This is a genomic window from Pseudomonas sp. ZS1P83 (genome assembly GCF_054897825.1).
Map to the genome: position 1 here is coordinate 5,761,790 of NZ_CM142706.1, position 26,397 is coordinate 5,788,186.

26 protein-coding genes are annotated in these 26,397 nt (G+C 54.6%); 19 read left to right on the forward strand and 7 right to left on the reverse strand.

What is annotated here, in order from left to right; translation table 11 throughout:
- Positions 1–65: 65 nt before the first annotated feature.
- From ACYZT0_RS27015 to serS, 6 genes are all read left to right on the forward strand, one after another.
- Positions 66–1,337: a nucleotide sugar dehydrogenase gene (locus tag ACYZT0_RS27015; protein WP_462043754.1), complete on the forward strand. Its 1,272-nt coding sequence runs from the start codon at positions 66–68 to the stop codon at positions 1,335–1,337.
- Between the two features lie 13 nt (positions 1,338–1,350).
- Positions 1,351–2,400 (forward strand): SDR family oxidoreductase, encoded by a 1,050-nt coding sequence (locus ACYZT0_RS27020; RefSeq protein WP_462043755.1) that lies wholly within the window; start codon positions 1,351–1,353, stop codon positions 2,398–2,400.
- Between the two features lie 89 nt (positions 2,401–2,489).
- Positions 2,490–3,656, forward strand: a complete 1,167-nt coding sequence (locus tag ACYZT0_RS27025; RefSeq protein WP_462043756.1) for a Gfo/Idh/MocA family protein — start codon at positions 2,490–2,492, stop codon at positions 3,654–3,656.
- Positions 3,634–4,542 (forward strand): NAD(P)-dependent oxidoreductase, encoded by a 909-nt coding sequence (locus tag ACYZT0_RS27030; protein ID WP_462043757.1) that lies wholly within the window; start codon positions 3,634–3,636, stop codon positions 4,540–4,542. The genes ACYZT0_RS27025 and ACYZT0_RS27030 overlap by 23 nt, the downstream gene beginning before the upstream one ends.
- A gap of 36 nt (positions 4,543–4,578) precedes the next feature.
- Entirely contained in the window at positions 4,579–5,832 is a 1,254-nt protein-coding gene (locus ACYZT0_RS27035; protein ID WP_462043758.1) for a M20 family metallopeptidase, read from the forward strand.
- A gap of 73 nt (positions 5,833–5,905) precedes the next feature.
- The gene (gene serS / locus ACYZT0_RS27040; RefSeq protein WP_462043759.1) at positions 5,906–7,183 is read left to right on the forward strand and encodes a serine--tRNA ligase; all 1,278 of its coding nucleotides are present in this window, start codon (positions 5,906–5,908) and stop codon (positions 7,181–7,183) included.
- 71 nt (positions 7,184–7,254) lie between these two features.
- On the opposite strand, the gene ACYZT0_RS27045 is transcribed toward serS, so the two are convergent.
- On the reverse strand, positions 7,255–7,833 hold the full coding sequence (locus ACYZT0_RS27045; RefSeq protein ID WP_462043760.1) for a DUF6436 domain-containing protein: 579 nt from the start codon (positions 7,831–7,833) through the stop codon (positions 7,255–7,257).
- Between the two features lie 97 nt (positions 7,834–7,930).
- Between ACYZT0_RS27045 and bipL the strand changes: the two genes are divergently transcribed.
- Positions 7,931–8,878: a phospholipase BipL gene (gene bipL / locus ACYZT0_RS27050; protein WP_462043761.1), complete on the forward strand. Its 948-nt coding sequence runs from the start codon at positions 7,931–7,933 to the stop codon at positions 8,876–8,878.
- A 121-nt stretch (positions 8,879–8,999) separates the two neighbouring features.
- On the opposite strand, the gene ACYZT0_RS27055 is transcribed toward bipL, so the two are convergent.
- A complete protein-coding gene (locus ACYZT0_RS27055; protein ID WP_462043762.1) occupies positions 9,000–9,752 on the reverse strand; it encodes a DUF2059 domain-containing protein in 753 nt (250 codons plus the stop codon).
- 108 nt (positions 9,753–9,860) lie between these two features.
- Between ACYZT0_RS27055 and ACYZT0_RS27060 the strand changes: the two genes are divergently transcribed.
- Complete coding sequence (locus tag ACYZT0_RS27060) at positions 9,861–10,493, forward strand: 2OG-Fe(II) oxygenase (RefSeq protein WP_462043763.1); 633 nt, start codon at positions 9,861–9,863, stop codon at positions 10,491–10,493.
- Between the two features lie 2 nt (positions 10,494–10,495).
- Complete coding sequence (locus tag ACYZT0_RS27065) at positions 10,496–10,981, forward strand: 2-thiouracil desulfurase family protein (protein WP_462043764.1); 486 nt, start codon at positions 10,496–10,498, stop codon at positions 10,979–10,981.
- Between the two features lie 36 nt (positions 10,982–11,017).
- On the opposite strand, the gene ACYZT0_RS27070 is transcribed toward ACYZT0_RS27065, so the two are convergent.
- Positions 11,018–11,605 (reverse strand): transporter substrate-binding domain-containing protein, encoded by a 588-nt coding sequence (locus tag ACYZT0_RS27070; protein WP_462043766.1) that lies wholly within the window; start codon positions 11,603–11,605, stop codon positions 11,018–11,020.
- Positions 11,606–11,739: 134 nt separating this feature from the next.
- Between ACYZT0_RS27070 and ACYZT0_RS27075 the strand changes: the two genes are divergently transcribed.
- Complete coding sequence (locus ACYZT0_RS27075; protein ID WP_462043767.1) at positions 11,740–12,165, forward strand: DUF4399 domain-containing protein; 426 nt, start codon at positions 11,740–11,742, stop codon at positions 12,163–12,165.
- A gap of 63 nt (positions 12,166–12,228) precedes the next feature.
- Here the strand turns inward: ACYZT0_RS27075 and serA are convergent, their stop codons facing one another.
- Positions 12,229–13,458, reverse strand: a complete 1,230-nt coding sequence (gene serA / locus ACYZT0_RS27080; protein WP_462043768.1) for a phosphoglycerate dehydrogenase — start codon at positions 13,456–13,458, stop codon at positions 12,229–12,231.
- Between the two features lie 204 nt (positions 13,459–13,662).
- On the opposite strand from serA, the gene ACYZT0_RS27085 reads away from it, so the two are divergent.
- From ACYZT0_RS27085 to ACYZT0_RS27100, 4 genes are all read left to right on the forward strand, one after another.
- On the forward strand, positions 13,663–15,057 hold the full coding sequence (locus ACYZT0_RS27085) for an FAD-binding oxidoreductase (protein WP_462043769.1): 1,395 nt from the start codon (positions 13,663–13,665) through the stop codon (positions 15,055–15,057).
- A 36-nt stretch (positions 15,058–15,093) separates the two neighbouring features.
- On the forward strand, positions 15,094–15,759 hold the full coding sequence (locus ACYZT0_RS27090; protein ID WP_462043770.1) for a fumarylacetoacetate hydrolase family protein: 666 nt from the start codon (positions 15,094–15,096) through the stop codon (positions 15,757–15,759).
- A 261-nt stretch (positions 15,760–16,020) separates the two neighbouring features.
- On the forward strand, positions 16,021–16,950 hold the full coding sequence (locus ACYZT0_RS27095) for an SdiA-regulated domain-containing protein (protein ID WP_462046642.1): 930 nt from the start codon (positions 16,021–16,023) through the stop codon (positions 16,948–16,950).
- Between the two features lie 73 nt (positions 16,951–17,023).
- Positions 17,024–17,842 carry an SdiA-regulated domain-containing protein gene (locus ACYZT0_RS27100; protein ID WP_462046643.1) on the forward strand — a complete coding sequence of 273 codons (819 nt, stop codon included), beginning with the start codon at positions 17,024–17,026 and terminating at the stop codon, positions 17,840–17,842.
- Positions 17,843–17,964: 122 nt separating this feature from the next.
- Here ACYZT0_RS27100 and rpiA read toward each other — a convergent pair whose 3' ends face one another.
- Positions 17,965–18,636 (reverse strand): ribose-5-phosphate isomerase RpiA, encoded by a 672-nt coding sequence (rpiA, locus tag ACYZT0_RS27105; protein ID WP_462043771.1) that lies wholly within the window; start codon positions 18,634–18,636, stop codon positions 17,965–17,967.
- A gap of 280 nt (positions 18,637–18,916) precedes the next feature.
- Here rpiA and ilvA point away from each other — a divergent pair, with 280 nt between their 5' ends.
- Both ilvA and ACYZT0_RS27115 read left to right on the forward strand, forming a co-directional pair.
- A complete protein-coding gene (gene ilvA / locus ACYZT0_RS27110) occupies positions 18,917–20,431 on the forward strand; it encodes a threonine ammonia-lyase, biosynthetic (protein WP_462043772.1) in 1,515 nt (504 codons plus the stop codon).
- 39 nt (positions 20,432–20,470) lie between these two features.
- A complete protein-coding gene (locus ACYZT0_RS27115; RefSeq protein ID WP_462043773.1) occupies positions 20,471–20,896 on the forward strand; it encodes a DUF2269 domain-containing protein in 426 nt (141 codons plus the stop codon).
- Positions 20,897–20,991: 95 nt separating this feature from the next.
- Here the strand turns inward: ACYZT0_RS27115 and ACYZT0_RS27120 are convergent, their stop codons facing one another.
- Positions 20,992–21,648, reverse strand: a complete 657-nt coding sequence (locus ACYZT0_RS27120; RefSeq protein ID WP_462043774.1) for a histidinol-phosphatase — start codon at positions 21,646–21,648, stop codon at positions 20,992–20,994.
- A 143-nt stretch (positions 21,649–21,791) separates the two neighbouring features.
- On the opposite strand from ACYZT0_RS27120, the gene ACYZT0_RS27125 reads away from it, so the two are divergent.
- Both ACYZT0_RS27125 and ptsP read left to right on the forward strand, forming a co-directional pair.
- The gene (locus tag ACYZT0_RS27125) at positions 21,792–22,271 is read left to right on the forward strand and encodes an RNA pyrophosphohydrolase (RefSeq protein ID WP_095083604.1); all 480 of its coding nucleotides are present in this window, start codon (positions 21,792–21,794) and stop codon (positions 22,269–22,271) included.
- 22 nt (positions 22,272–22,293) lie between these two features.
- Positions 22,294–24,573: a phosphoenolpyruvate--protein phosphotransferase gene (gene ptsP / locus ACYZT0_RS27130; protein ID WP_462043775.1), complete on the forward strand. Its 2,280-nt coding sequence runs from the start codon at positions 22,294–22,296 to the stop codon at positions 24,571–24,573.
- 119 nt (positions 24,574–24,692) lie between these two features.
- Here the strand turns inward: ptsP and ACYZT0_RS27135 are convergent, their stop codons facing one another.
- Positions 24,693–25,439: an NRDE family protein gene (locus ACYZT0_RS27135; protein ID WP_462043776.1), complete on the reverse strand. Its 747-nt coding sequence runs from the start codon at positions 25,437–25,439 to the stop codon at positions 24,693–24,695.
- A 133-nt stretch (positions 25,440–25,572) separates the two neighbouring features.
- On the opposite strand from ACYZT0_RS27135, the gene ACYZT0_RS27140 reads away from it, so the two are divergent.
- A complete protein-coding gene (locus ACYZT0_RS27140; RefSeq protein ID WP_462043777.1) occupies positions 25,573–26,355 on the forward strand; it encodes a sulfite exporter TauE/SafE family protein in 783 nt (260 codons plus the stop codon).
- Positions 26,356–26,397 lie beyond the last annotated feature (42 nt).

A 26,397-nucleotide genomic window follows, 5' to 3' on the forward strand; every position in this document is an offset into this window, starting at 1 on the left:
TCATTGTTACTATTTTTTTGTTGGTTCGCTAATCCAAACTACTTTGAGAAATCTCTGGAGAGTGTATGGATATTAATCAATGTCGCATCGCTGTTATTGGACTAGGGTACGTAGGACTTCCCCTTGCTGTTGAATTTGGGCGTTTTTATCCTACTCTCGGATTTGATATTAATGAGAAAAGAATAGACCAACTTGTAAGCGGTACAGATGTCAGCTACGAGGTTGGTGACGAAGCAATAGCGAGGTCTTCTAAGTTAAAGCTATCTGCAAATCCAGATGACCTAGCGCTCTATAATGTATATATCGTAGCGGTTCCAACTCCTGCTGAAGATAGTAGGCCAAACCTCAATCCTTTGATATTTGCCTGTGAGCTGCTCGGGAAAGTGCTAAAAAAGGATGATGTAGTTATATTTGAATCAACAGTCTATCCTGGTGCAACCGAAGAAAAGTGTGTGCCCTGCATTGAAGAGGTTTCAGGTCTAAAGTTTAATTTAGACTTTTTTGTAGGGTACAGTCCAGAGCGAATTAATCCAGGCGATAAAAAACGCGGTCTTACTCAAGTTGTCAAATTAGTATCGGGCTCGACAGTTAAAACTGAGAAGTTTGTTCGAGAACTTTACTCAAGTATTATAAAAGCCGGAGTCCATGTTGTAAGCAGTATAAAAATAGCAGAAGCAGCGAAACTTATTGAAAACGTTCAGCGGGATGTGAATATTGCTTTAATAAACGAGTTCAGCATGATTTTTAATAGGTTGGGAATTGACACTGAAGAGGTGTTGACCGCGGCCGAAACCAAATGGAACTTTCTATCTTTTAGGCCTGGATTGGTTGGTGGACATTGCATCGGTGTGGACTCGTATTATCTTGCATATAAAGCCGAAGAAATTGGCCATCACCCTGTCATGACCCTCTCAGGGAGGCGAATCAATGAAGGTATGGCAGAACACATCGTCGTTGAACTGATAAAAAAAATGGTTCAGCGGTGTTTTCCAATAAATGGAGCTAGAGTTCTATTGCTCGGTTGTACTTTTAAAGAAAATTGTACTGATCTGCGTAATACCAAGATAGTCGATATAGCCCGAAAACTAATTGATTATAACGTGCAGGTTGATATATATGATCCCTTTGCTAACAAGGATGACGTGCTTGATATGTATGACCTTAATACGATTTCATCTCCAGCGTTAGCAGCATATGACGCTGTAGTACTGGCGGTCGCTCACGATGAGTTTCGATCGTTTGATGAAGAAATCATCCGTTCTTGGGGGAAAGCACAATGCCTAATCTACGATTTGAAATATATTTTGCCTAAGGCCTCCAGCGACTTGCGTCTCTAATGTCGGAGTTTATATGAGCACTCTGATTGAAAACCTTGAAGTGTCATTGAGAAATACAAAGCGAAAATGGTTGATCACAGGTGTCGCAGGATTTATTGGTTCGAATTTACTTGAGTATTTACTTTCCGCAGACCAGGAGGTAGTGGGGTTGGATGATTTTTCGACTGGACAACAAAGTAACCTTAAGGAAGTAAAACTTAAGGTTAGTAAGCGCCAGTGGGACAGATTTGAATTCATAGAGGGGGATATTAGGAACTTGGAAGACTGTAGGAAGAGTCTCATTGGTGTCGACCATGTCTTGCATCATGCGGCTTTAGGGTCAATTCCACGATCTTTGAAAGATCCTTTGGAAACTAATGAAGTTAACATAAGCGGATTTTTGAATATGTTATTGTCTTCAAGGAATATAGGGCTCAAGAGTTTTGTATATGCATCTTCTAGTTCAGTATATGGAAACGTAAAGGGTGCGCAAATGCATGAGGAACAAACGGGCAAACAGTTGTCACCTTACGCTGTGACGAAAAGAGCGAATGAATTGTATGCGGATGTTTTCTCTTCATCCTGCGATTATAAAATTATTGGGTTACGGTATTTTAATGTTTTTGGTCCCCGGCAAAATGCAGTAAGTGAATATTCGGCGGTAATTCCGCGGTGGATTGAGTCGATGCTTCGCAATAAACCTGTCGTGATAAATGGGGGTGGAGACACGAGCCGAGATTTCTGTTTTGTGGGAAATGTGGTCCAGGCCAATATCCTTGCTTCCCTAGCTAATGAAAGAAGCACAAGCAATATCTTCAATGTCGCACTGAATTCTCAAACATCTTTGATCGAACTCTACTGCTTGATAAAAAGTCAGCTCGAAAACTTGGGTTTGCAATATGAGTTAACTCCAGTTAAGGCTCCGTATAGGGAAGGCGACATTCGACATTCATTAGCAGATATAAATCGGATCAAAGAGGAACTAAAGTATGAACCAAGCATGACCGTCGCGACAGGCTTGAGGGAAACTGTGAATTGGTACGTTGAGCATTACCAAAAGTCAAAAGCGCGCAAGTGCAACTAAGGTTGCCTTTATGTGTATTTTGCTTGTTGTAATTAAGTTATTTATTGCTGGGGCTGTTGATGAATAAGTAAAGCGGGGTTGAGGTAATGATGAGTATTAAAACTGTGGTAATTGGGGTAGGGAGATCTGGTTCGCGTTTCTTACGAGCTGCCCAATATATTGATCCGTCAATCGGCAAAATAGAAATAGTAGGTGTGGCGGACATAGATCCAGAAAAGCTAAATGCTTTAACCGAAATAGATATACCTTTAGAGTTGGACTTCAAAAAAATCCTAAGAAATGTTCCATGTGAGCTAATTATAATTGCTACCACTGACAGTTCACATTATGAAATATTGAGATTCATTAAAGAGCAATCAATTGGATATAAAAAAATAATTTGCGAAAAGCCTATTGTTACTAGTGAGGAGAATTGTCAATTCGTACGTTCAGCATTTGATGATGATCAGATCTTTGTTAGTTTCGTCGAACGGTACAGTTCAGCTGTTTCAGCATTGAAAAATTATATTGAAAGCAATAGGCGAAGTGTATCCAGTGCTAATTTTGTTTGGTCAAAATATCGAATAAAAGATTCACGACCCACTGTGGGAGTAATTTCAGAAATAACTCATCCAGTAGATTTGGCCTGCTATTTAGGTGCTGTAAAAGATGATAATGATTTCCAGCTTCACTTTTCCTGCATTTTAGAAAGCGATTACGTACGAGGAGGGGCATTTCGACCTGACACGATGACGGCTTGTGCTGAGTTTGAGGGAGGTATGTTACTTAGTGGCACTAGTAGTTATGTTCACAGTCAACGTAGTAGAACGATGGAGTTTCTACTTGCTGACGAATTATCGAAGGTTGTTGAAGTTGCGGTCCTTCACCTAGATAACCCTGGGTGGGACGACGATAGTCTGAGAATTTTTAGAATTGGCGGGGATGCTATCTTACCGAGTCTTGAGACTTCATGTGTTACTCAGTCTCAACAGTTTGGTTCGCGCCGGCACATTGAAAAAATCTGTTTATTTCTGGAGGACGTTATTAGCGATATCGGTGTCGGAGGTTCAAAGACTCTACCAACTAAGTCTCAAGCCCTTTTGGTACAGAAAATCGTAAATGAGTTTGAGAAGGGGAGAGTAATCAGGCGGCGAGGGTTTTCTGAGGGCCGTTATGCCTCAGACGAAAAGGAAATACGGCAATTGTATGAGCTGGCTAAGTTAATAAAATTCGGTGTTTCGAAGGAGTTGCCTTATGACTGGAGTAGTCGATATTGATTTGTATAAAAAGACGCTACTAGAAGGGCGTCGCATAGGGCTTATAGGTCTCGGAAAAATGGGGCGCGGAATTGCTGTAAGCCTAATCAGAAATAGAGCTTCGATTACAAGTTTATCGTATAGCTCTCGGAAAGGCATAGCAGAGTTAGTCGAGTTGGGTGGTAATGAAGTAACCACTCCGAAGGAAGTCGCTGAGTCGTGCGGAACCATTATTCTGTCACTTCCCTCTACGAAAGAGGTTCAAAGTGTCTGCTTTGGCAGGAATGGATTAATTACAGCACGTCACGAGGGTCTATTAATAATTGATACTACGACAGGATGTCCGGTTGAAACCCGACAACTTTCCGAGAAATTGTTGGACCACGGCATTCGTTACGTTGATGCGCCACTCACAAGAGGGCCTAGAGAGGCAAGACGTGGGGAGTCAAATGCGATACTTGGGGCACCAAAGGCGCTGGTGGATGAGGCTTGTACTGTATTAAGTGGGTTTTGTAGATGGGTACTTCATGCGGGGGAAACAGGGGAAGGGCAGAAGTTAAAGTTGCTAAATAATGCGCTTTCTATGGGAGTTGTTGCGCTGACTGCAAATATGATTGGTGCCGCGCAGGTATTGAACATTAATGTTCATTATTTAAGAACTTTAATACAGCAGGGGGCAGTAAATAATGCTATTACTCAATCGCTTGTGAGCGCCATTATAGATGATATCGAAGATCCGCTTAGATTTTCAATTGGTGATGCGTTAAAAGACTTGAGCTATTGCTCCGATCTTCTGAATGGAACTGAAGATTACAAAATGATCAAGGCCACTCAAGAAATATTTTTATCCAAAGTTCGACAAGGTCTATCTGAGAAAACTTTGTCATATCTGATTAAACAAGATTGATCCCCTTGTAATTGAAAAAATTCAAAGGTGACGATAATGTTAAATACTTGTGAGTTCGGTGATTGGTTTAATGGTTACAAAAAAGAAATGCTACCTGAGCTAATAGAGTATTTATCTATTGATACCAGCTTAGGAAAGGAGCGGGAGGCCATTCCTTGTTTGGAGAATTTACTTGAGAAATATGGTTTTAGGTTCCGTGTTGAGCAATATCATACGGAGCTTGGAGCTCATAGGGCTAACACTGTTTCAGATGATAACAATGGAAAAGTAAATATTAGAGCAGAGTTGAATGCGTTGTCTGTTACGGATAGCACGGTTCTATTCAACTCGCACATAGATGTTGTTCCGGCAGAGGGTGAGGGGCGAAAGTTGCTATCACCTTGGATCGACGGCAATTACGTTTATGGTCGTGGATCATGTGATACCAAGGGGAATCTTTTTTTATTGTTTGGTGCTTTGGCGTATATGAAGCACAAAAAGATCAGTCCTCAATTTAAAATTTTATTGGACTTGGTTTCGGAAGAAGAAGTAGGAGGTAACGGAACATTGTCCACTATTCTTCATGGGGTTTATGCAGATATGGCCGTTGTTTTCGAACCTACTGACTTGGCGGTTCATCGCGGTCACCGAGGGTGTTTGACCTGTGAAATAACTATTGTCGGAAAGGCTGTTCATATGGGTAGCATTCTAGAGGGGGTGTCTGCGATAACTGTCGCAATGAAATTAATCGAAGGTTTGAACGCTTTAGAAAAAGAGATGGTTCGGGAGTCTCATAGTGACTCTGCCTTTTCAATCTGGAAACGACCTGTACAGATAAATGTGGGTAAGATTTCAGGGGGAGAGTGGCCTGGTTCGGTGCCCGAAAAGTGCAGCTTCACTTTTAATATTGGTTTTTTGCCAGCCACGTCGATAGAAGATATCGAAACTTTATTGAATACTCGAATGAAGTCACTTTTGTCGGAATACCCAGAAGTCAAAGTCGACTTAGATTTTTACGTTGGATTACGGAATAAAGCATATATTGTTTCTGAGGAGGACATTTTTTTAAAGCGATTAGATCAATCTGTTTCCGAGGCGCGGGGGTTAAACAAGAACGATGGAATGTTTGCTTGGAGGGCTAGTTGTGATGCTCGACATTATGCCCAAGAAGCCAATATTCCCACTGCGATTTTTGGTGCGGGCTCTTTAAGTGATGCACACTCAGCGAATGAAAAAATCGATATCGATCAAATGCGATTTGGCATTAAAGCATTAGCAAATTTTTTATCTGGACCTTTAATTGTTGCCTAGATATTTGGTGCCAGTTCGGTTAGGTGAAGCCGTCTGTTTCCGTAAGTATTAGAAAAATATGCGAGTATTTAATATGATAGATATAAAAAAGCTTCAGGAAAATTATCAGTCGATGAAGTCCAATTTGTCGGCAAGAAATATAAGAATCGATTTAGATCGTATTATTTCTCTCTATGAGGACGTTAAATCGCAAAAGCGAGAACTTGAGGATATGCAAGGTCAGTTAAATGCTCTTTCGAAAGGTCCCAGAGATAGTGCCTCAACGGCGGAAAGCCCACCGTCCGTCGCGATGAGTGCGATGACATTAAAAGGTGCCGTTATAAAGGCTAAGGAGAGGTTTAATTTACTTGAAGCGGAGTTTTCATTGTGTATCCGCCAGTTACCAAATTGGATTTCGTCAGAAGTGCCGATTGGCCTCAGCGATGACGATAACTTAACTGTTCGAGTAAGTGGTGACATTCCCAAGTTCTCCTTTTCCAGTAAGGATCATCTTGAATTGGGGCGTAATCTCGACTTGCTTGATTTTGACTCGGGTGCAAAAGTCGCAGGTTCAAAATTTTATTTTCTTAAAAATCAAGCAGTGTTCCTCCAGCACGCGCTGAAGAGCTATATTTTCAATAAGGCATTAAAGGCCGGCTTCACGCCTTTGCAGACGCCGGACATATCTTACAATCATATAATGGAAGGCGTAGGATTTTCTCCCAAGGGGGACGAAAGTAATACATACGAGTTGGGTGGCTTAGACAAAAGTCTTATCGCTACAGCCGAAATATGTATTGCCGGTATGCATTCTGATGAGGTAATTGATTTTGCTCGACTCCCACTTCTTTATATTGCCGAAAGCCATTGTTTCAGGCGAGAGGCTGGGGCTTCCGGTAAGTCTAGCAAAGGCCTTTACAGGGTCCATCAATTTGAAAAATTAGAATTATTTGTAGTGTGTCTGCCCAAGGATAGCGCTGAATATCATGAGAAAATTCTTGCATTGCAGGAAGAGATTTATACCGAGCTTGGTATTCCGTATCGAGTCGTACTAAATTGCACTGGCGACTTGGGGGCGCCGGCGTACAAAAAATATGATATCGAGGCCTGGATGCCGGGTAAAGGCACTGCCGGGGAATATGGCGAAATAACGTCAGCAAGTAATTGTACTGACTATCAATCGCGTCGCCTTAATATTAAATATAAGGACCCTCTTCTGAAGAAAAATCAGTATGTTCATACTCTCAATGGAACCGCTTCGGCACTAGGAAGAACGATGATCGCGATTTTGGAAAACTTTCAAAAGGCTGACGGCTCTGTGGAGATTCCTGAACCATTAAGACGTTATTTGGATTTTAAAGATATTGTCTAATACCTATCATAAATCTTCGTCGAGCAATTTTGCCCATCCTGGCTTATAGATGGGCATATTGCATTAGTTATCTATTGTTGTTTTTTTGGCCACGGGCAGTAACAACCCACTGCCAGTGTGTGCGTGGCACTCACCGCGCGGCCTTCGCTCAACGCTTGCAGAATCGGCTCAATAAAGCTGTTGTTCGAATTGCAGGTCAGGCCCTCGCTGTACGGGCCGAAATACGCCAGTTTGCCGCTGCGATCCCAGATCGCCACGGCCGGGCTGGCGGGGATCTGTTCGGAACCTGGGAGGATGGTGATGCTTTTCAGGCGGCTTAAAGTGCTCGGTAACTGACCGTGGCTGCCAGGCTTTTGTACCGCATAAAACTCCACGCCTTGCGGTACGTAGTGCTCAACCAGTTCGCTCAGGTGTTGTTGGTTGCCGACATTGCACGGGCAGGCCGGGTCCCAGAAGTGCACGAGGCGGATGGCGCCGGGGCCGGCGAGGTTGTCGGGCAGGCGCAGCGGGTCACCGGAGAACACTGCGGTGTGCTCGCTGAACGCTCGCAGGTAGCGGCCCTGAAACCAGTCGTAAGCAAACCACAGCGCGCCGGCACACACGAGGGCGAGCAGGCTGGCAAGCAGTGTGGCGCGGTAGGGCGAGCGCATGGATTTCAGTCCTCGAAGGTGCGCTAGCTTGCCATGCTTGCCGCGACAGATGAATATCGCAGGCCAATAAAGACCGTTTCGCGTTCTGGAATTGCTCATGTCTGCCACTTTCGACCCCGATCATCTGCGTGCCAGCCTGCGGCCATTGGCCGACAGGCAGCCGCTGTCGGTAGAGGCGCTGGCTTACCAGCGCTTCTACGGGCTGGATTTTGCGGGGCGTAATGTGCGCAGTAGCCTTGGGCGTTTCGAGGTCGATGGTTATGAGGTGGTTAGCCAGGTCTGGTGGCCCGAGCGGGCGAAGGCGACGCTGTTTTTGTTCCACGGCTTTTACGATCACACCGGGCTTTACCGGCATGTGATCGAGTGGGCGCTGGATCAGGATTTTGCGGTGATTGCCTGCGACCTGCCGGGGCACGGGCTGTCCAGCGGTGAGCGGGCGAGCATCAAGGATTTCGCCGAGTATCAGCACACGCTGGAAGGGTTGTTTACCGAGGCTGTGGCCCTCGATTTGCCACAGCCGTGGCACTTGTGCGGGCAAAGTACCGGCGGGGCGATCGTGATCGATCATGTTCTTAATCAAGGGGCGAGCAGTCCTGCCCAGGGCCAGGTAATCCTGTTGTCACCGCTGGTTCGGCCGCGGGCCTGGGGCTGGTCGCAGCTCAGCTATTACTTGCTCAAACCCTTCGTCAAAGCCATCGCCCGGCGCTTCAGCGAGAACTCCAACGACCCGGATTTTTTGCCATTCCTGCAAGCCGATCCATTGCAGCCGCTACGTCTGCCGACTGCCTGGGTCGGTGCGTTGGCGCGGTGGATCAAACGAATCGAGGCTGCACCGAACAGTCCGCGGCGACCGCTGATTGTTCAGGGGCAGGCGGACATGACGGTGGATTGGGAACATAACCTTGAAGTGTTGCGAGGCAAGTTCGATCGGCCGCAGGTGCTGATGTTGCCCGAGGCGCGGCATCACCTGGCGAATGAGACGCTGGCGTTGCGGCGGGAGTATTTCGGGTTTTTGAGCAAGCGAATTAAAGGCCGGAATCGATAGCGGTAGTGAGGGCCTCTTCGCGGGCAAGCCTCGCTCCTACAATTGGAATGCATTTCCCTGTAGGAGCGAGCGGTGCGGCGGTCCGACTTGCCCGCGAAGGCAATCTCAAACGCGCTGCAGATTATTGGGTAAGGCTCGGCGTACTCTGCCCCACCGCCAGCCCCGCCCGAATCGCTGCCAACGCTGCCTGATAGTAAGCCTTGCCTTCGTCAGACTCGGCAAACGTGGCGAACTCTTCCAGTTCGTTATCCGACAGGTCGCGATAGACATACAACAGCGTGTTGTTCAGGTCGCTGCCAATCTGGTCCATCAAGCGCTGACGCTGACCGTTCAACATGCCTTGAGCCTGACCACCGCCGAGCAGGCCGGGGATCATCGAACTGAGGCTGTCGGCCGCGACACCGGCAATCGCCAGGCTGACTTCAGCGCCGGCCTCGCGAGCGGGCAGGGCCTGAGCCAGATGGCCGATGATCAGCATGCGGCTGTCGCTGGCCTGGATCTTGGGTAAACCCTTGGCGTTTTTTGCCAGTTGATCACGACGGGTCGCGAGCAATTCGGCGGCAACGATTTTCTTGCCCAGGGGTGACTGAAAGAACGTCAGCGCGGGTTTCGGATCGGCAAGGGTCTTGCGCAATTGCGCTTCGGCGCGCTGGTCCACGGCCTGGGGGGCAAAGCGCTGGTTGCTGTTATTCACCAACGCCTGGAAAACGGCCGGTGGCAGGCTATTTTGATACCGCTGCTGAGCGGCCGAGAGAGCGTCGTTGAAATGCGCGCGTTGTTCTGGCCAGCCGGCGACCTTGTACAACTGGTCGTGGCCGTCTGCCCAAGCAGGCATAACGCAGAACATCAGCATTGAGAAAAGCAAACGGCGCATAGGGACTCCTGTCAGCAGGCGACTATTCTCCGTGTGGCCTTCGTCCTTGTCGAGAATTCGTATCAACCTGCTGCGCGGCTCTGTCGGATTTTCGGGCACAGGAATACTATGCGCGCCATGCCAATACCCTCTGATCACCCGCTGCTGTTACGTATCGTCGACGACCTGGCAGAACACGGCTGGTCGCAGCAGAATATTTTCCTGCCCAAGGCTCTGACTCTGGAACTGGCGGCTGAGTGCCGTAAACGTGCTGCCGAGGGTGAATTGGTCCCGGCGGCAGTGGGGCGCGGGCCGACAACCGAAATTCGCGAGGGGATTCGCGGCGACCATATCCAGTGGATCGAGCCCGGCCAGGCAGATGCTTGCGACAGCTATCTTGAGTTGATGGACAGCCTGCGCGAGGCGATGAATCGCGGTTTGTTTCTGGGCCTGGAAGATTTCGAAAGCCATTTCGCCTTGTACCCGCCGGGCGCGTTCTACCTCAAGCATGTCGACCGTTTTCGTGACGATGACCGGCGCAGGGTGTCGGCGGTGGTTTACCTCAATGACGCCTGGCTGCCCGAGCACGGCGGCCAGTTGCGCATGTACCTTGATGAAGGCGTCGAACACGATGTAGTGCCTACCGGCGGAGGCCTGGTGGTGTTCCTGTCGGGCGAGGTGCCCCACGAAGTCCTGCCCGCGACCCGGGATCGCCTGTCGTTGACCGGCTGGTTCCGGCGTCGTGGCAACGAGCCGTTCTGATCATGCAGAAAATTCTGGTAAGCCGCTGTCTGCTGGGCCACCGCGTACGTTACGACGGCGGCGCCAGCGGGCCTTTCGATCAACTTCAGCAGTGGCTTGATGAAGGTCGGGTGGTGCCGTTGTGTCCGGAGGTGGCCGGTGGCTTGCCGACGCCAAGGGCGGCGGCGGAGATTCCGGGCGGGCAGGGTGGTGAAGTGCTTGATGGCCACGCCTCTGTGATCACCACCGAGGGCGAGGACGTCAGCGCCGAGTTTCTCTCGGGGGCTTATCAGGCGTTGGAACGGGTGCAAAAGCTCGGCATCAGGATCGCCGTGCTCAAGGCCAATAGCCCGTCTTGCGGGAACTTGTTGACCTATGACGGGACGTTTAGTGGTGTGAAGGTCAGTGGTGAAGGTGTTACTGCGGCGTTGCTCAAGCGTCACGGTGTCCAGGTTTTCAGCGAGCTGGAGTTGCCGCAAGCTGTACAGGCCCTGACCAACCTGAAGTAACGTCTTACACAAAACCCCTGTGGGATCTTCAGTGTCTTACGGTTTGGGCGCCACACTCGTATCCGCCCCCAACCATTTCTGCGACAACGCCTCCAGTCGCCCATCCGCCTTGATCCGCTGCAGCGCGTTTTCCAGGCTGGCATGAAACGCCGGGTTACCCTTCTGAAACGGAATTGCCAGGCTCACGGTCGGGCCGACTTTCGGCTTCTCTTCGGTCAAGGCTTGAACCAGCAGCATCGAGCGCGGTTGCTCTTCCTTCTGCGCGATCAATTGCGCATGGGTGTAGCTGTAAGGTTCGCTGAAGTCGAAACGATCCTTGAGGTCCGGGGTCACTGCTATGTGGTTGATGGCGACGTCATACTTGCCGGTTTCAACACCTTGCAGCAGATCGTTGGAATCGGTAATGACGAAATCGGCCCGTACATCCAGTTCGTTGGCCAGCAGTTGGCCCAATTCGACCTCGAAGCCCGTTAGATTGCCATCGTCCTTGAAATTGAACGGCGGTGTATTAGCCTCAAGAGCGATGCGCAATTCGCCACGGTCGTTTACATCGTCAATCAGTTCGGCATGAGCCAAAGGGCTCAAAAGGGGTAGCAGGCAGATCAAGCCAGGCAAAAAACGCATGGTCACTCCTTGAATTCATTATCGCGATGCGCTGGTTCAGGCTCGCTTTGCTATGGTTGTCGAGAGCCTTCGACAACGAATGGCCGTGAAGTTGTCATGGCCAAGCGGATTTTACGAAAAAACTGGAGAAAAGAATGAAAACCTTTATGTCACGAGCAGCATTGGCTGGCCTGTTGTTGGGGGCTTCGATGCTGGCAACGGCTGCCACACCGGCTCCCAAGGGTGCAGAAGTGTCCATCGTTTCTCCCGCGGACGGTGCCACGGTCCCGCAAACCTTCATCGTCAAGTTCGCCGTCGAGAACGTCGCGTTGGCGCCAGCGGGCGATGTCACCAAAAACACCGGCCATCACCATTTGCTGATCGATGTCGACAAGCTGCCTGCCGCAGGCGCACCGATTCCGAATGATGCCAACCATATGCACTTCGGCAAGGCGCAGACCCAGGCTGAAGTCAAATTGACACCCGGCAAGCACACCTTGCAGCTCGAGTTGGGTGACAGCGGTCACCTGCCGTTCGATCCGCCAATCGTTTCGAAGAAAATCACCGTCAACGTCAAGTAACGATGTCGCGCGAATGAAAAAGGGAGACCCGAGGGTCTCCCTTTTTTGTCGCTCAAGTCGCTATCAGAACAACACGCGGCAACGAATGGTGCCGTTGATGTGCTGCAGCTTCTCTTGCGCCATTTCCGAGTAATCGGCGTCGACGTCGATCACGACGTAGCCGACTTTCTCGTTGGTCTGCAGAAACTGACCGGAAATGTTGATGCCGTTTTCGGCGAAGACCTTGTTGATCTCGCTCATCACACCCGGAATGTTCTCGTGGATGTGCAGCAGACGATGCTTGCCAGGGTGAGCCGGCAGGGCAACTTCCGGGAAGTTTACCGACGATACGGATGTACCGTTGTCGCTGTACTTGACCAGCTTCTCTGCCACTTCCAGACCGATGTTGGCTTGCGCTTCAGCAGTAGAACCGCCGATGTGCGGGGTCAGGATCACGTTGTCCAGGCCACGCAGCGGGCTTGCGAACTCTTCATCGTTGGAGCGAGGCTCCACCGGGAATACGTCGATGGCCGCGCCGATCAGGTGCTTGTCCTTGATCGCCTCCGCCAGGGCGTCCAGTTCGACCACGGTGCCGCGAGCAGCGTTGATCAGGATGCCGCCCTTCTTGATCGCACGGATTTCCTTCTCGCCGATCATCCACTGGGTCGCAGCGGTTTCCGGAACGTGCAGGGTGACGATGTCGGACATGCCCAGCAGCTCGGTCAGGCTGGCAACTTGCGTCGCGTTGCCCAATGGCAGCTTGGTCACGGTGTCGTAGAAGTACACCTGCATGCCCAGGCCTTCAGCCAGGACCGACAGTTGAGTACCGATCGAACCGTAACCCACGATACCCAGCTTCTTGCCGCGGATTTCGAAGGAGTTGGCTGCGCTCTTGATCCAGCCGCCACGGTGGCAGGAAGCGTTCTTCTCAGGAATGCCGCGCAACAACAGGATCGCCTCTGCCAACACGAGCTCCGCTACGGAACGCGTGTTGGAGTACGGTGCGTTGAACACCGCGATGCCGCGTTCGCGAGCAGCGTTGAGGTCGACCTGGTTGGTGCCGATGCAGAAACAGCCGACAGCCACCAGTTTCTTCGCCTGATCGAAGATCTCTTCGGTCAGTTGAGTGCGGGAGCGAATGCCGATGAAGTGAGCATCAGCGATCTTTTCCTTCAGCTGGGCTTCCGGCAGAGAACCAGTGAGGTACTCGATGCTGGTGTAGCCCGCCGACTTGAGGACGTCGACAGCCGATTGGTGGACGCCTTCGAGAAGAAGGAACTTGATCTTGCTCTTATCGAGAGAAGTCTTGCTCATCTGCGTAAACCTGTATCCCGGAGAAAAATGGCAGGAAATAGCCAGCAGACGCTGACCCGGACGACAAGAATGCCGTCGCCGCAGAACAGCCGTTGGGCACTATGCTGCGGGGTCGGTATGCTAGCATATGCACCCCGCTAAACACTCATTCCTGCGACGTGAAGCGTTCTCAGGATGACCATGAATTGTTCGAGAGTTCTGTCGATGACCAATCCTGCCCTGATTGAAGAGCTGAAGACCCTGGTTGAGCCTGGCAAGGTGCTGACCGATGCCGACTCCCTGAATGCTTACGGTAAGGATTGGACCAAGCATTTCGCCCCGGCCCCAACCGCCATCGTGTTCCCCAAGACCACCGAGCAGGTTCAAGCCATTGTCCGTTGGGCCAATGAGCACAATGTTGCGTTGGTGCCGTCCGGCGGTCGCACCGGGCTTTCCGCCGCTGCCGTGGCGGCCAATGGCGAAGTCGTCGTGTCCTTTGACTACATGAACCAGATCCTCGACGTGAACTTGACCGACCGCACGGCGGTCTGCCAGCCAGGCGTGGTCACCGAACACCTGCAGAACGTCGCCGAAGAAAAAGGCCTGTACTACCCAGTGGACTTCGCTTCGGCAGGTTCCAGCCAGATTGGCGGCAATATCGGCACCAATGCCGGCGGGATCAAGGTCATTCGCTACGGCATGACCCGCAACTGGGTCGCGGGCATGAAAGTCGTCACCGGCAAAGGCGATCTGTTGGAGCTGAACAAAGACCTGATCAAGAACGCCACGGGTTACGATTTGCGTCAGTTGTTCATCGGCGCGGAAGGCACCCTCGGTTTTGTGGTCGAAGCCACCATGCGTCTGGACCGCGCGCCGAAAAACCTCACCGCCATGGTCCTCGGCACGGCCGATTTCGACTCGATCATGCCGGTGTTGCACGCGTTCCAGAGCAAGCTCGACCTGACCGCCTTCGAATTTTTCTCCGACAAAGCATTGGCCAAGGTGATGGCTCGCGGCGACGTGCCGGCGCCTTTCGAGTCCGATTGCCCGTTCTACGCGCTGCTGGAATTCGAAGCGACCACCGAAGAAGTGGCCAACCACGCCCTGGAAACCTTCGAGCACTGCGTCGAGCAGGGCTGGGTGCTGGACGGTGTGATGAGCCAGAGCGAAACCCAGTTGCAGAACCTCTGGAAGCTGCGCGAATACATCTCCGAGACCATCTCGCACTGGACGCCGTACAAGAACGACATTTCGGTCACTGTGTCGAAAGTTCCGGCGTTCCTGAAGGAAATCGACGCGATCGTCGGCGAACACTACCCGGATTTCGAAATCGTCTGGTTCGGCCACATCGGCGACGGCAACCTGCACTTGAACATCCTCAAGCCGGAGAACTTGAGCAAGGACGAGTTCTTCGCCAAGTGCGCGACTGTCAACAAGTGGGTGTTCGAAACCGTCGAGAAGTACAACGGCTCGATTTCCGCCGAACATGGCGTGGGCATGACCAAGCGTGACTACTTGACCTACAGCCGTTCCCCGGTTGAGATCGAGTACATGAAAGCCGTCAAAGCGGTGTTCGACCCGAACGGCATCATGAACCCGGGCAAAATTTTCGCTGTTTGACTTTTGAATTTAAGAGCTACGAAACAGGAGTCGGTAATGAGCTATCAGCACCAGTATGTCGACGGCACGCGTATTCACTTCCCGCTGGGGAAAGTGGTGTGCATCGGCCGTAACTACGCCGAACACGCCAAGGAACTGGACAACCCGGTGCCTACAGAACCGCTGCTGTTCATTAAGCCGGGCAGTTGCGTCGTGCCGCTGGAAGACGGTTTCAGCATTCCGACCGAACGTGGTTCAGTGCATTACGAAGCGGAAATCGCGGTGTTGATCGGCAAGCCTTTGTCGACCAAACCGAGCCGTGAAGAAGTGCTCGATGCCATCTCCGGCTTCGCTCCGGCCCTGGACCTGACGCTGCGCGACAAGCAGGCCGAGCTGAAATCCAAGGGCCTGCCATGGGAAATCGCCAAGTCCTTCGACGGTGCGGCAGTGATTGCGCCATTCGTGTCCGGCAGCACGTTTGCTGACCTGACCGACATCGGCATCCGCCTGACCATCAACGGCGAAGTGCGTCAGGATGGCAACAGTAGCGCGATGCTCAATCCGATCGTGCCGATGATCCAGCACATGGCCGGCTGTTTCTCGCTGCAGGCCGGTGACGTGATCCTGACGGGTACGCCGGTTGGTGTCGGTCCGCTGAATGTCGGTGATGAACTGGTGCTGGAATTGCCAGGCGCCAGCAGCTTCACCAGTAGCGTGCGATGATCCAATGATCGTTCCCACGTCGAGGCGTCGAACCGTCCGCGTGGGAATGCATCCCGTGACGCTCCGCGTCACATCCCGAAGCGGACGCGGAGCGTCCATGGCGGCATTCCCACGCAGAGCGTGGGAACGATCAGGTGTAGGGCAATCCCGCCATTTCCCGTTTTTTTCACATCACGTCAGGATAATTCCGGGACTTGCGGCGTCTGAGCCGGCCCCAATTGTGCTATTACCCTTAGCCTGAATTTCTGGAACGCATCCTTGATGGTCACCCAGCCACTGCCCAAACTTAAAACTGCCCGCCGCTCGCGCTTTGTCACGCGTTGGTATTCCTGGCTTTTGCTGGTGGCGGCCGTCGCGTACGGCGTTGCATTTGCGATGCATTGGGATGATCGCGGTGTGCTCTGGGTACGGGAGCGTTTTGAAAGCCCCGCCGAACGTCAGGCGAGCATCTGGCTGCCGGATTACCGGGCGGTGATCGACGCCAAACTGCTACCGGGCATGGAAAAGGACGAAGCGTCGGACCTGGCCTACGACCCACAAACCAAAACCCTGTTTTCAGTCATGGGCAAAAATCCGTTTCTGGTCGAGCTGACCTTGCAGGGCGACGTCCTGCGCAAAATGCCGCTGGTGGGCTGGAGCAACCCGGAAGGGGTGACCGTGATGGGTAACGGTCTGCTGGCCATCGTCGATGAGCGCGAACACATGCTTTCCATCGTCAAGGTTGACGCCGACACCCGCGAGCTGAATATCGCCAACTTCCCGAAATACGACCTCGGCCCTTCGAAAGACCAGAACAAGGCCTTCGAAGCCATCGTCTGGGACTCCCGCAATCACCAAATGTTGCTGGGTGAAGAGCGTCCACCGGCGTTGTTCGCCTGGAAAAGCAACGATGGCCAGACACTCGCCGGCGACAAGCAGAAACTTGCCAATGACGAACTGGACATCCGCAACCTCTCGGCCCTGGCCATCGACCCGCGCACCGGTCACACCCTGGTGTTGTCCGCCGACTCCCACTTGCTGTTGGAGCTGGACGAGAAGGGCGAGCAGGTCAGCTTCATGACCTTGCTGGGCGGCTTCAATGGGTTGAAGAAAACCATCCCTCGCGCCGAAGGCGTGACCATGGACGATGCGGGTACGCTGTACATGGTGAGCGAGCCGAACCTGTTCTACCGTTTCGAAAAACAGAAATAAGCCCGTCGTGAGGGTGGCGCGCGGTGGCCTGTCGTTGATTGCCCTGATCGCGCTGATTTCGGTCGGCCATTACATGCGCCTGTTCAATCTGCACACGCTTTGGCAGCCGGCGAACGATCAGTCCATCGCTCTGGATCACTATCAGGTCACGGTCGAGGCCCGAACCATCGAAGGCCTGGACGACGATGTGTCGGCGCTGACCTTCGATCCGGTGCGCAAAAGTCTGTTCACCGTCACCAACAAAAACTCTGAGCTGATCGAGCTGTCTCTGGACGGCCGGATTATTCGACGCATTGCGCTGGTCGGGTTTGGCGATCCGGAAGCCGTAGAATTCATCAGCGCCGACACGTACGTGATCACTGACGAGCGCGAGCAGCGGCTGATCAAGATTCATCTGGAGAAGGACACGATGTTCCTCGACGCAGCGGACGCCGAGCAGATGACCCTTGGCGTGCACACGAGTGGCAACAAGGGCTTCGAAGGTCTGGCTTACGATTCGGTGGGCAAGCGGTTGTTTGTCGCCATGGAACGCGACCCGATGCTGATCTATGAAGTGCAGGGCTTCCCGCATTACAACCCGGAAAAATCCTACGCGGTGCACGTCGTGAACAACCCCAAGCGCGATGCCGGGATGTTCGTGCGAGACCTGTCGAGCTTGCAATATGACGAGCGCAGCGGGCATTTGCTGGCGCTGTCGGACGAGTCGCGGCTGATTCTGGAACTGGATGTGGACGGGCGTCCGCTGAGCACCCTGTCACTGAGCAAGGGCCGTCAGGGGTTGCAGAAGACGGTGCCGCAAGCGGAAGGGATCGCCATGGATGACGACGGTACGATGTACCTGGTGAGCGAGCCGAACCTGTTCTATGTCTTCAAAAAACCACCACAACCCTAACCAACACCTCAAATCCCTGTAGGAGCAGAGCTTGCTCGCGAAGAGGCCGTAACATTCAACATCTCTGTCGACTGTTACGGCCTCTTCGCGAGCAAGCTCTGCTCCTACGGAAGTGCAGGGGTTCAGGCCTTGAGGGTTTTCACGCCTTCGCTGGTGCCCAGCAGCAACAAATCCGCAGGACGTGCCGCGAACAACCCGTTGGTGACCACGCCGACGATGGCATTGATCTGCGTCTCCAGCGCCACCGGGTTGGTGATCTGCATGTTGAACACGTCGAGGATGATGTTGCCGTTGTCGGTCAGCACGCCTTCACGGTAGACCGGGTCGCCGCCCAGCTTCACCAGCTCGCGGGCCACGTGGCTGCGGGCCATCGGGATGACTTCGACCGGCAGCGGGAACGCACCGAGCACCGGCACCAGTTTGCTGGCGTCGGCGATGCAGATGAAGGTCTTGGCCACGGCCGCCACAATTTTCTCGCGGGTCAGGGCTGCGCCGCCGCCCTTGATCAGGTTCAGGTGCTCGTCGCTTTCATCGGCGCCGTCGACGTAGAACTCCAGGTCGCTGACGGTGTTCAGCTCATACACCGGAATGCCGTGGCCTTTGAGGCGGGCGGCGGTGGCTTCGGAACTGGCGACCGCGCCGTCGAACGCGCCTTTGTGCTTGGCCAGTGCATCGATGAAGCAGTTGGCGGTGGAGCCGGTGCCGACCCCGACGATGCTCTTGTCGTCGAGTTTCGGGAGGATGAAGTCGACGGCGGCTTGGGCCACTGCCTGTTTGAGTTGATCCTGGGTCATGCGGGCTCCGAAGCGGGCAAGGGGAAACGGAAAGGCCGGCATTATAGGCCCCGGGGCGGGGAAGGTCATTGCCCACGTTGAGGGTCAATGTCATGCCCCAACCCTGTAGGAGCGAAGCTTGCTCGCGAAAGCGGTCTCTCAGCCAACATTTGCATCGGATGTGATGACGTCTTCGCGAGCAAGCTTCGCTCCTACAGGTCCGTCTGTTTAGTGTGGTCGTCCGGTCGAAAGCCGGGTTAGACTCCTTAGCCCTGCCCAACCCGCTCAGTGATGCTTTCCGATGCTCGAACAGTACGTCAAAAAGATCCTCACCTCGCGCGTTTATGACGTTGCCGTAGAAACCCCATTGCAGACTGCCCGCCAGCTCTCCGAGCGGCTGGGCAATAATATTTTGCTCAAGCGCGAAGACTTGCAGCCCGTGTTCTCGTTCAAGATTCGCGGCGCCTACAACAAGCTGACCCAGCTGAGCGATGAAGAGCGCGCTCGCGGTGTTGTGACCGCGTCGGCGGGCAACCATGCACAAGGCCTGGCCTTGGCGGCAAAGGTGTTGGGCGTGAAAGCGACCATCGTCATGCCCAAGACCACTCCGGAAATCAAAGTCGAAGGCGTGCGCTCGCGCGGCGGCAAAGTGGTGCTGCACGGGGATTCGTTCCCGGAAGCCCTGGCCTACTCGCTGAAACTGGTCGACGAAAAAGGCTACGTCTACATCCACCCTTACGACGATCCCCACACCATTGCCGGGCAGGGCACGGTGGCGATGGAGATTCTGCGTCAGCACCCTGGGCGTCTGGATGCGATTTTCGTCCCGGTGGGCGGCGGAGGGCTGATCGCCGGGATCGCGGCGTACGTGAAGTACCTGCGCCCGGAAATCAAAATCATCGGCGTCGAGCCGGATGATTCCAACTGCCTGCAAGCCGCCATGGCTGCCGGCGAGCGCGTGATCCTGCCGACCGTGGGCCTCTTCGCCGACGGCGTCGCAGTGGCGCAGATTGGTCAGCACACCTTTGATATCTGCAAAGACTATGTCGATGAAGTGATCACCGTCAGTACCGATGAAATCTGTGCGGCGATCAAGGACATCTACGACGATACCCGCTCGATCACCGAACCTGCCGGCGCCCTGGGTGTGGCCGGGATCAAGAAATACGTTGAGCAACGCGGCGTCACCGGTCACACCTTTGTGGCTATCGACTCGGGCGCCAACGTCAACTTCGACCGTCTGCGCCATGTCGCCGAGCGTGCCGAGCTTGGCGAAGGTCGCGAAGCCATCATCGCCGTGACCATCCCCGAGAAACCGGGCAGCTTCAAGGCGTTCTGCGAAGCCATCGGCAAGCGCCAGATCACCGAATTCAACTACCGCTACAACACCGGCAGCGAAGCGCACATCTTCGTTGGCGTGCAGACGCATCCGGAAAATGATCCGCGCAGTGCGCTGATTGCCAGCCTGACCGAGCAGGGTTTCCCGGTACTCGATCTGACCGACAACGAATTGGCCAAGTTGCACATCCGCCACATGGTCGGCGGGCGTGCCGCCCATGTGGTCGATGAAGTGGTGCTGCGCTTTGAGTTCCCGGAGCGTCCGGGCGCGCTGTTCAACTTTCTCAACAAGCTCGGCGGGCGCTGGAACATCTCGATGTTCCACTACCGCAACCATGGCGCGGCGGATGGCCGGGTGGTCGCAGGTCTGCAAGTGCCTCACGATGAACGCCATCTGGTGCCTGCTGCGCTGGAAGAAATCGGCTACCCGTACTGGGACGAAAGCGACAACCCGGCCTATCAGCTGTTTCTCGGCTGAACGGCTACGCTGATGGGCAGGCCATAAGGAAATCGAACAATGGAAACGTTAACCGCCCTGAAAGTGGCTCACATCGTGGCGACGGTGTTGCTGCTGGTCAGCGCCCTGGGCTTGGCGATCTGGGTCTGGCGTACGCGCCGTAACGGTGACGCGACGGCTCACGCGCGCACGTTGCAACGGCCACGACTGTTTATCTGGCTGGTGATGGGGCTGGCGCTGCTGAGCATGCCGTTTACCGGCTGGTGGATGGTGCATCTGGTGGGCTGGCCGCTGGGGCAGACCTGGTTGCTGGCGTCCAGTGTGCTTTATACCGTGGCGGCGTTGGGCTGGTTCTGGCTGTTGGTGCGGCTTAACAAGTTGCGCACTGTTCCGGGAGGCAGCGGCAAGTTCACTTTCGCCTTGGCGTTGTTCAGTTTTGTTTGTTTTATCGCGATTGCGGGGTTGATGGGCGCCAAGCCTGTTTAAGGCTTGATACCGAGTCGCACCGTTCGCGGGCAAGCCTCGCTCCTACAGGACCGAGTTGAGTCTTGTAGGAGCGAGGCTTGCCCGCGAAGGCGATGTCAGTCGCGCAAAGTAATTACCGGCCAGCCACGCTTCTCGGCCTCGGCTCGCAGATTCGGGTCCGGGTCGACAGCGATCGGATTCGCCACCTGCTCCAGCAACGGCAAATCATTCATCGAGTCGCTATAGAAATAGCTGTCTTCCAGCGAATACCCGGTCTCTTCCAGCCAACGATTCAACCGCGTCACCTTGCCTTCACGGAAGCACGGGATGTCGGTGCTGCGCCCGGTGTAGCGGCCGTCGATCATTTCGCATTCGGTGGCGATCAGGGTTTCGACACCCAAACGCTCGGCAATCGGTCCGGTGACGAAGCGGTTGGTGGCAGTGATGATCACCAGTTTGTCGCCGGCCTCGCGGTGCTTGGCCAGCAGTTCGATGGACTTGGGTAGCACGATCGGTTCGATGCAGTCGCGCATGTAGTCGCTGTGCCATTGATCCAGCGTGGCCATCTCGGTACGGCCGAGAACTTCCAGGCAGAAGTTCAGGTAGGCATCGTTATCCAGCTTGCCGGCCAGGTAATCCTGATAGAACTCGTCGTTGCGCGCCTTGTAGGCGACGGCGTCGAGGAAGCCGCGTTCGCACAGGTAATCGCCCCAGGCGTGGTCACTGTCACCGCCCAAGAGCGTGTTGTCCAAGTCGAATAAAGCCAGCCGCATTGCAGTTACTCGCTGAAAAGTCTGTAGAAAGGCGTCCAGAATACGGACTTTTCACAAGAGTGCACATAAGGTAGACCGGCTCGTTGCTGCTATCACAACCTTTGTGGAACAATGCGCCGACATGCGTTTGCGAGGTTGTTGCCGTGATCGACCCCGATGGTTTCCGCCCCAATGTCGGGATCATTCTCACGAATGATGCCGGACAGGTGCTATGGGCTCGCCGTATCAATCAAGATGCCTGGCAGTTTCCACAGGGCGGGATCAACCCCCAGGAGACGCCGGAAGACGCCTTGTACCGCGAGTTGAACGAAGAAGTGGGTCTTGAGCGCGAAGATGTTGAAATTCTCGCCTGCACCCGGGGCTGGTTGCGCTATCGTTTGCCGCAACGTCTGGTCAGGACACACAGCCAACCGCTGTGCATCGGCCAGAAACAGAAATGGTTTCTCCTGCGCCTGGTCTCCAACGAGCAGCGGGTGCGGATGGATTTGACCGGTAAACCGGAATTCGATGGCTGGCGCTGGGTCAGCTATTGGTATCCGTTGGGCCAGGTGGTGACATTCAAGCGCGAGGTGTATCGACGCGCTCTCAAAGAGCTTGCCCCGCGCCTTTTAACGCGCGACTGACGACGGAGTTCGACCCCGAGCCATGCTCAATACGCTGCGCAAGATCGTCCAGGAAGTTAACTCCGCCAAGGATCTCAAGGCGGCGTTGGGGATTATTGTGTTGCGCGTCAAAGAGGCCATGGGCAGCCAGGTCTGCTCGGTCTACCTGCTTGACCCTGAGACCAACCGCTTCGTGCTGATGGCCACCGAGGGCTTGAACAAGCGCTCGATCGGCAAAGTCAGCATGGCACCCAACGAAGGTCTGGTCGGCCTGGTCGGCACGCGTGAAGAACCCCTGAACCTCGAAAACGCCGCGGATCACCCGCGCTACCGCTACTTCGCCGAGACCGGTGAAGAGCGCTACGCTTCGTTCCTCGGGGCGCCGATCATTCACCACCGCCGCGTCGTCGGCGTGTTGGTCATTCAGCAAAAAGAACGTCGCCAGTTCGATGAAGGTGAAGAAGCCTTCCTCGTGACCATGAGCGCGCAGCTCGCCGGCGTTATCGCCCACGCCGAAGCCACTGGTTCGATCCGGGGGCTGGGCCGTCAGGGCAAGGGCATCCAGGAAGCCAAGTTCATCGGCGTACCGGGTTCGCCCGGTGCGGCGGTCGGTACCGCGGTGGTCATGCTGCCGCCGGCCGATCTGGATGTGGTGCCGGACAAGACAATCACCGACATCGCCGCAGAACTCGGGCTGTTCAAGACGGCTATCGAGGGCGTGCGCGCCGACATGCGCGCCTTGTCCGCCAAGCTCGCGAACCAGTTGCGCCCGGAAGAGCGCGCGCTGTTCGATGTCTACTTGATGATGCTCGACGATGCCTCGCTCGGCAGCGAAATCACCACCGTAATCAAGACCGGTCAGTGGGCCCAGGGCGCGTTGCGTCAGGTGGTCACCGAACACGTCAACCGTTTCGAATTGATGGACGACGCCTACCTGCGTGAGCGCGCCTCCGACGTCAAAGACCTTGGTCGCCGCTTGTTGGCTTACTTGCAGGAAGAGCGTCAACAGACCCTGGTTTACCCCGACAACACCATTCTGATCAGCGAAGAATTGACGCCGGCGATGCTCGGCGAGGTGCCGGAAGGCAAGCTGGTCGGTCTGGTCTCGGTACTCGGTTCCGGCAACTCCCATGTGGCGATCCTGGCGCGAGCCATGGGTATCCCGACGGTGATGGGCCTGGTCGACTTGCCGTATTCGAAAGTCGACGGCATCCAGATGATCGTCGACGGCTATCACGGCGAGGTCTACACCAACCCCAGCGAAGTGCTGCGCAAGCAGTTCGCCGAAGTGGTCGAGGAAGAGAAGCAACTGGCCCTCGGGCTGGACGCCTTGCGGGACTTGCCGTGCGTGACCCTCGATGGCCACCGCATGCCGCTGTGGGTCAACACCGGCCTGCTGGCGGATGTGGCGCGGGCGCAGAAGCGTGGCGCTGAGGGTGTCGGTCTGTACCGCACCGAAGTGCCGTTCATGATCAATCAGCGCTTTCCGAGCGAAAAAGAGCAACTGGCGATCTATCGCGAGCAACTCGCCGCGTTCCACCCGCAACCGGTAACGATGCGCAGCCTGGACATCGGCGGTGACAAGTCGCTGTCGTACTTCCCGATCAAGGAAGACAACCCGTTCCTCGGCTGGCGCGGCATTCGCGTCACGCTCGACCACCCGGAAATTTTCCTGGTCCAGACCCGCGCCATGCTCAAGGCCAGCGAAGGCTTGAACAACCTGCGGATTCTGTTGCCGATGATCTCCGGCACCCACGAACTGGAAGAAGCCCTGCACCTGATTCACCGGGCCTGGGGTGAAGTACGCGACGAAGGCTGCGACGTGCCTATGCCGCCGATTGGCGTGATGATCGAAATTCCGGCGGCGGTTTATCAGACGAAGGAACTGGCGCGGCAAGTGGACTTCCTGTCGGTCGGTTCCAACGACCTGACCCAGTACCTGTTGGCGGTGGACCGAAACAACCCGCGTGTAGCCGACCTCTACGACTGCCTGCACCCAGCGGTGCTGCAAGCCCTTCAGAGCGTGGTGCGTGATGCCCATGCCGAAGGCAAGCCAGTGAGTATCTGCGGTGAAATGGCCGGCGATCCGGCGGCGGCGGTGCTGTTGATGGCAATGGGTTTCGATAGCCTGTCGATGAACGCCACCAACTTGCCGAAAGTGAAGTGGATGTTGCGTCAGATCAACCTGAGCATGGCCAAGGAATTGCTCGCCGAGCTGATGACCATCGACAACCCGCAAGTTATCCACAGCTCGCTGCAATTGGCGCTGAAGAACCTTGGGTTGGCGCGGATGATTAATCCGGCTTCGGCCAAGACCCTTTAAAGGGCTAATGGCCTCTTCGCGGGCAAGCCTCGCTCCTACAGGATTTGCATATTGCCTGTAGGAGCGAGCGGGCGGCGATCCGACTTGCCCGCGAAGGCGTCCTCGAATACGCCACAAATCTAAACCCTGATCTCCACCTCCCCCAAATGCCCCCCATACGGCCCAAAACTCCGTTCAACCATCCACCGCGTCCCATCCGCCTGAACAATCAACGCCGTACTCGCTCGTGTCCCATAAGTCGGGCTGGCAATAAACACACTCGACAGCAACGTCTCGGTGGCCAACCCGACCCCGGTATCCGGCAGTTCGGCAAACGGCGCCGTCTGCGGATCATTCAGCAACGCCAGTAGCGCTTGGGGCTGCGGCTCTTCCAGCACTTCCTCCAGCGCTGTCCGTGCCTTGAGCAGTTTTGGCCACGGCGTATCCAGTCCCGCGTTCGACAACCCATAAACCCCCGGTGGCAGCATCACCGCCTCAGTCTCCCGGGCATTGAAGTGCCACAGTTCGTTGGCATTACCGATCAGCAGATTAAATCCGGCATATTCCAGCGAACGTGCGACAACGTCGCTCAAATAGTCATCTATCGGTATATCCCCGCTAAGAAATCGCGCCACCAGCTCTCCTCGTGACTTGCGTGCGGGGGGCTGATGCGGATCGCGGATGTTGGTCAGTGCGGCGAAGCGTCCATGGGCGCCAACACCGAGCCAGGTGCCGCCGGCTTCCAGATCGCGACCGGCATGAACGTGCGGTGCTTCGGGCCATTGCGCCAGAGGCAGGCTGGGCCGGGCGTAGAACTCGTCGCGGTTGGCCGCCACGATCAGCGGCTGGGCGTGACCCGGACGCCAGGCGAAAACAATCAGGCACATAAGGTGGTCCTTGTGTGTTTTTTGCTCACTCTACGCAGACATCACGCTTCTATCCATCGCCATCCAGTGGAGCCTGAGCCCCTGCATCCGTTACCATGCCGGTGCTTTTTTTGAGAAGCGAATAAGGAATGCCATGGAATTTCTGCTCTATCTGGCCCTCGGCGCCTGTGCAGGTGTGTTGGCCGGGCTGTTTGGGGTCGGCGGCGGGATCATTATCGTCCCGGTGCTGGTGTACAGTTTCACCTTGCAGGGCTTCGATGCGTCGATCCTGACCCACTTGGCGGTCGGCACATCCCTGGCGACGATCATCTTTACCTCGGTCAATGCGATCCGCGAACATCACCGCCGCGGCGCCGTGCGTTGGCCCATTTTTGCCTGGATGACGCTCGGCATTCTCATCGGTGCCGGTTTCGGCGCGTTGACTGCCGAGGCGATCTCCGGGCCAAATTTGCAGAAAATCATCGGCGTATTTGCACTGGTCATCGCCGTTCAACTTGCCTTGGACTTCAAACCAAAGGCCAGCCGAACGGTGCCCGGTAAAGTCGGTCTGACCGTGGCCGGCAGTGTGATTGGCTGGGCCTCGGCGATTTTCGGGATTGGCGGCGGCTCGTTGACCGTGCCGTTCCTGACCTGGCGCAGCGTGCCGATGCAGCAAGCGGTGGCGACTTCATCCGCCTGCGGTCTGCCGATCGCCTTGGCAAGTGCATTAAGTTTCATGATTCTGGGCTGGCACGATCCATTGTTGCCGGCCCATAGTCTCGGTTTTGTTTATTTGCCGGCGCTGCTGGGGATCGCCCTGACCAGCATGGTCTTCGCCCGCTTCGGCGCACGACTGGCCCACAGGCTATCGCCGCGCTTGCTGAAAAGACTGTTCGCCGCTTTGCTGTTCTGCGTGGGCCTGAGTTTTCTGCTCTGACGCACAGCGCAATCCTGGCTTAATCCTGAGGTGGCAGCGTCG

Bases quoted from the DNA above. Each gene is read 5' to 3' on its own strand.
- ACYZT0_RS27015 (WP_462043754.1), top strand. From the start codon at position 66: ATGGATATTAATCAATGTCGCATCGCTGTTATTGGACTAGGGTACGTA.
- ACYZT0_RS27020 (WP_462043755.1), top strand. From the start codon at position 1,351: ATGAGCACTCTGATTGAAAACCTTGAAGTGTCATTGAGAAATACAAAG.
- ACYZT0_RS27025 (WP_462043756.1), top strand. From the start codon at position 2,490: ATGAGTATTAAAACTGTGGTAATTGGGGTAGGGAGATCTGGTTCGCGT.
- ACYZT0_RS27030 (WP_462043757.1), top strand. From the start codon at position 3,634: ATGACTGGAGTAGTCGATATTGATTTGTATAAAAAGACGCTACTAGAA.
- ACYZT0_RS27035 (WP_462043758.1), top strand. From the start codon at position 4,579: ATGTTAAATACTTGTGAGTTCGGTGATTGGTTTAATGGTTACAAAAAA.
- serS (WP_462043759.1), top strand. From the start codon at position 5,906: ATGATAGATATAAAAAAGCTTCAGGAAAATTATCAGTCGATGAAGTCC.
- ACYZT0_RS27045 (WP_462043760.1), bottom strand. From the start codon at position 7,833: ATGCGCTCGCCCTACCGCGCCACACTGCTTGCCAGCCTGCTCGCCCTC.
- bipL (WP_462043761.1), top strand. From the start codon at position 7,931: ATGTCTGCCACTTTCGACCCCGATCATCTGCGTGCCAGCCTGCGGCCA.
- ACYZT0_RS27055 (WP_462043762.1), bottom strand. From the start codon at position 9,752: ATGCGCCGTTTGCTTTTCTCAATGCTGATGTTCTGCGTTATGCCTGCT.
- ACYZT0_RS27060 (WP_462043763.1), top strand. From the start codon at position 9,861: ATGCGCGCCATGCCAATACCCTCTGATCACCCGCTGCTGTTACGTATC.
- ACYZT0_RS27065 (WP_462043764.1), top strand. From the start codon at position 10,496: ATGCAGAAAATTCTGGTAAGCCGCTGTCTGCTGGGCCACCGCGTACGT.
- ACYZT0_RS27070 (WP_462043766.1), bottom strand. From the start codon at position 11,605: ATGCGTTTTTTGCCTGGCTTGATCTGCCTGCTACCCCTTTTGAGCCCT.
- ACYZT0_RS27075 (WP_462043767.1), top strand. From the start codon at position 11,740: ATGAAAACCTTTATGTCACGAGCAGCATTGGCTGGCCTGTTGTTGGGG.
- serA (WP_462043768.1), bottom strand. From the start codon at position 13,458: ATGAGCAAGACTTCTCTCGATAAGAGCAAGATCAAGTTCCTTCTTCTC.
- ACYZT0_RS27085 (WP_462043769.1), top strand. From the start codon at position 13,663: ATGACCAATCCTGCCCTGATTGAAGAGCTGAAGACCCTGGTTGAGCCT.
- ACYZT0_RS27090 (WP_462043770.1), top strand. From the start codon at position 15,094: ATGAGCTATCAGCACCAGTATGTCGACGGCACGCGTATTCACTTCCCG.
- ACYZT0_RS27095 (WP_462046642.1), top strand. From the start codon at position 16,021: ATGGTCACCCAGCCACTGCCCAAACTTAAAACTGCCCGCCGCTCGCGC.
- ACYZT0_RS27100 (WP_462046643.1), top strand. From the start codon at position 17,024: ATGCGCCTGTTCAATCTGCACACGCTTTGGCAGCCGGCGAACGATCAG.
- rpiA (WP_462043771.1), bottom strand. From the start codon at position 18,636: ATGACCCAGGATCAACTCAAACAGGCAGTGGCCCAAGCCGCCGTCGAC.
- ilvA (WP_462043772.1), top strand. From the start codon at position 18,917: ATGCTCGAACAGTACGTCAAAAAGATCCTCACCTCGCGCGTTTATGAC.
- ACYZT0_RS27115 (WP_462043773.1), top strand. From the start codon at position 20,471: ATGGAAACGTTAACCGCCCTGAAAGTGGCTCACATCGTGGCGACGGTG.
- ACYZT0_RS27120 (WP_462043774.1), bottom strand. From the start codon at position 21,648: ATGCGGCTGGCTTTATTCGACTTGGACAACACGCTCTTGGGCGGTGAC.
- ptsP (WP_462043775.1), top strand. From the start codon at position 22,294: ATGCTCAATACGCTGCGCAAGATCGTCCAGGAAGTTAACTCCGCCAAG.
- ACYZT0_RS27135 (WP_462043776.1), bottom strand. From the start codon at position 25,439: ATGTGCCTGATTGTTTTCGCCTGGCGTCCGGGTCACGCCCAGCCGCTG.
- ACYZT0_RS27140 (WP_462043777.1), top strand. From the start codon at position 25,573: ATGGAATTTCTGCTCTATCTGGCCCTCGGCGCCTGTGCAGGTGTGTTG.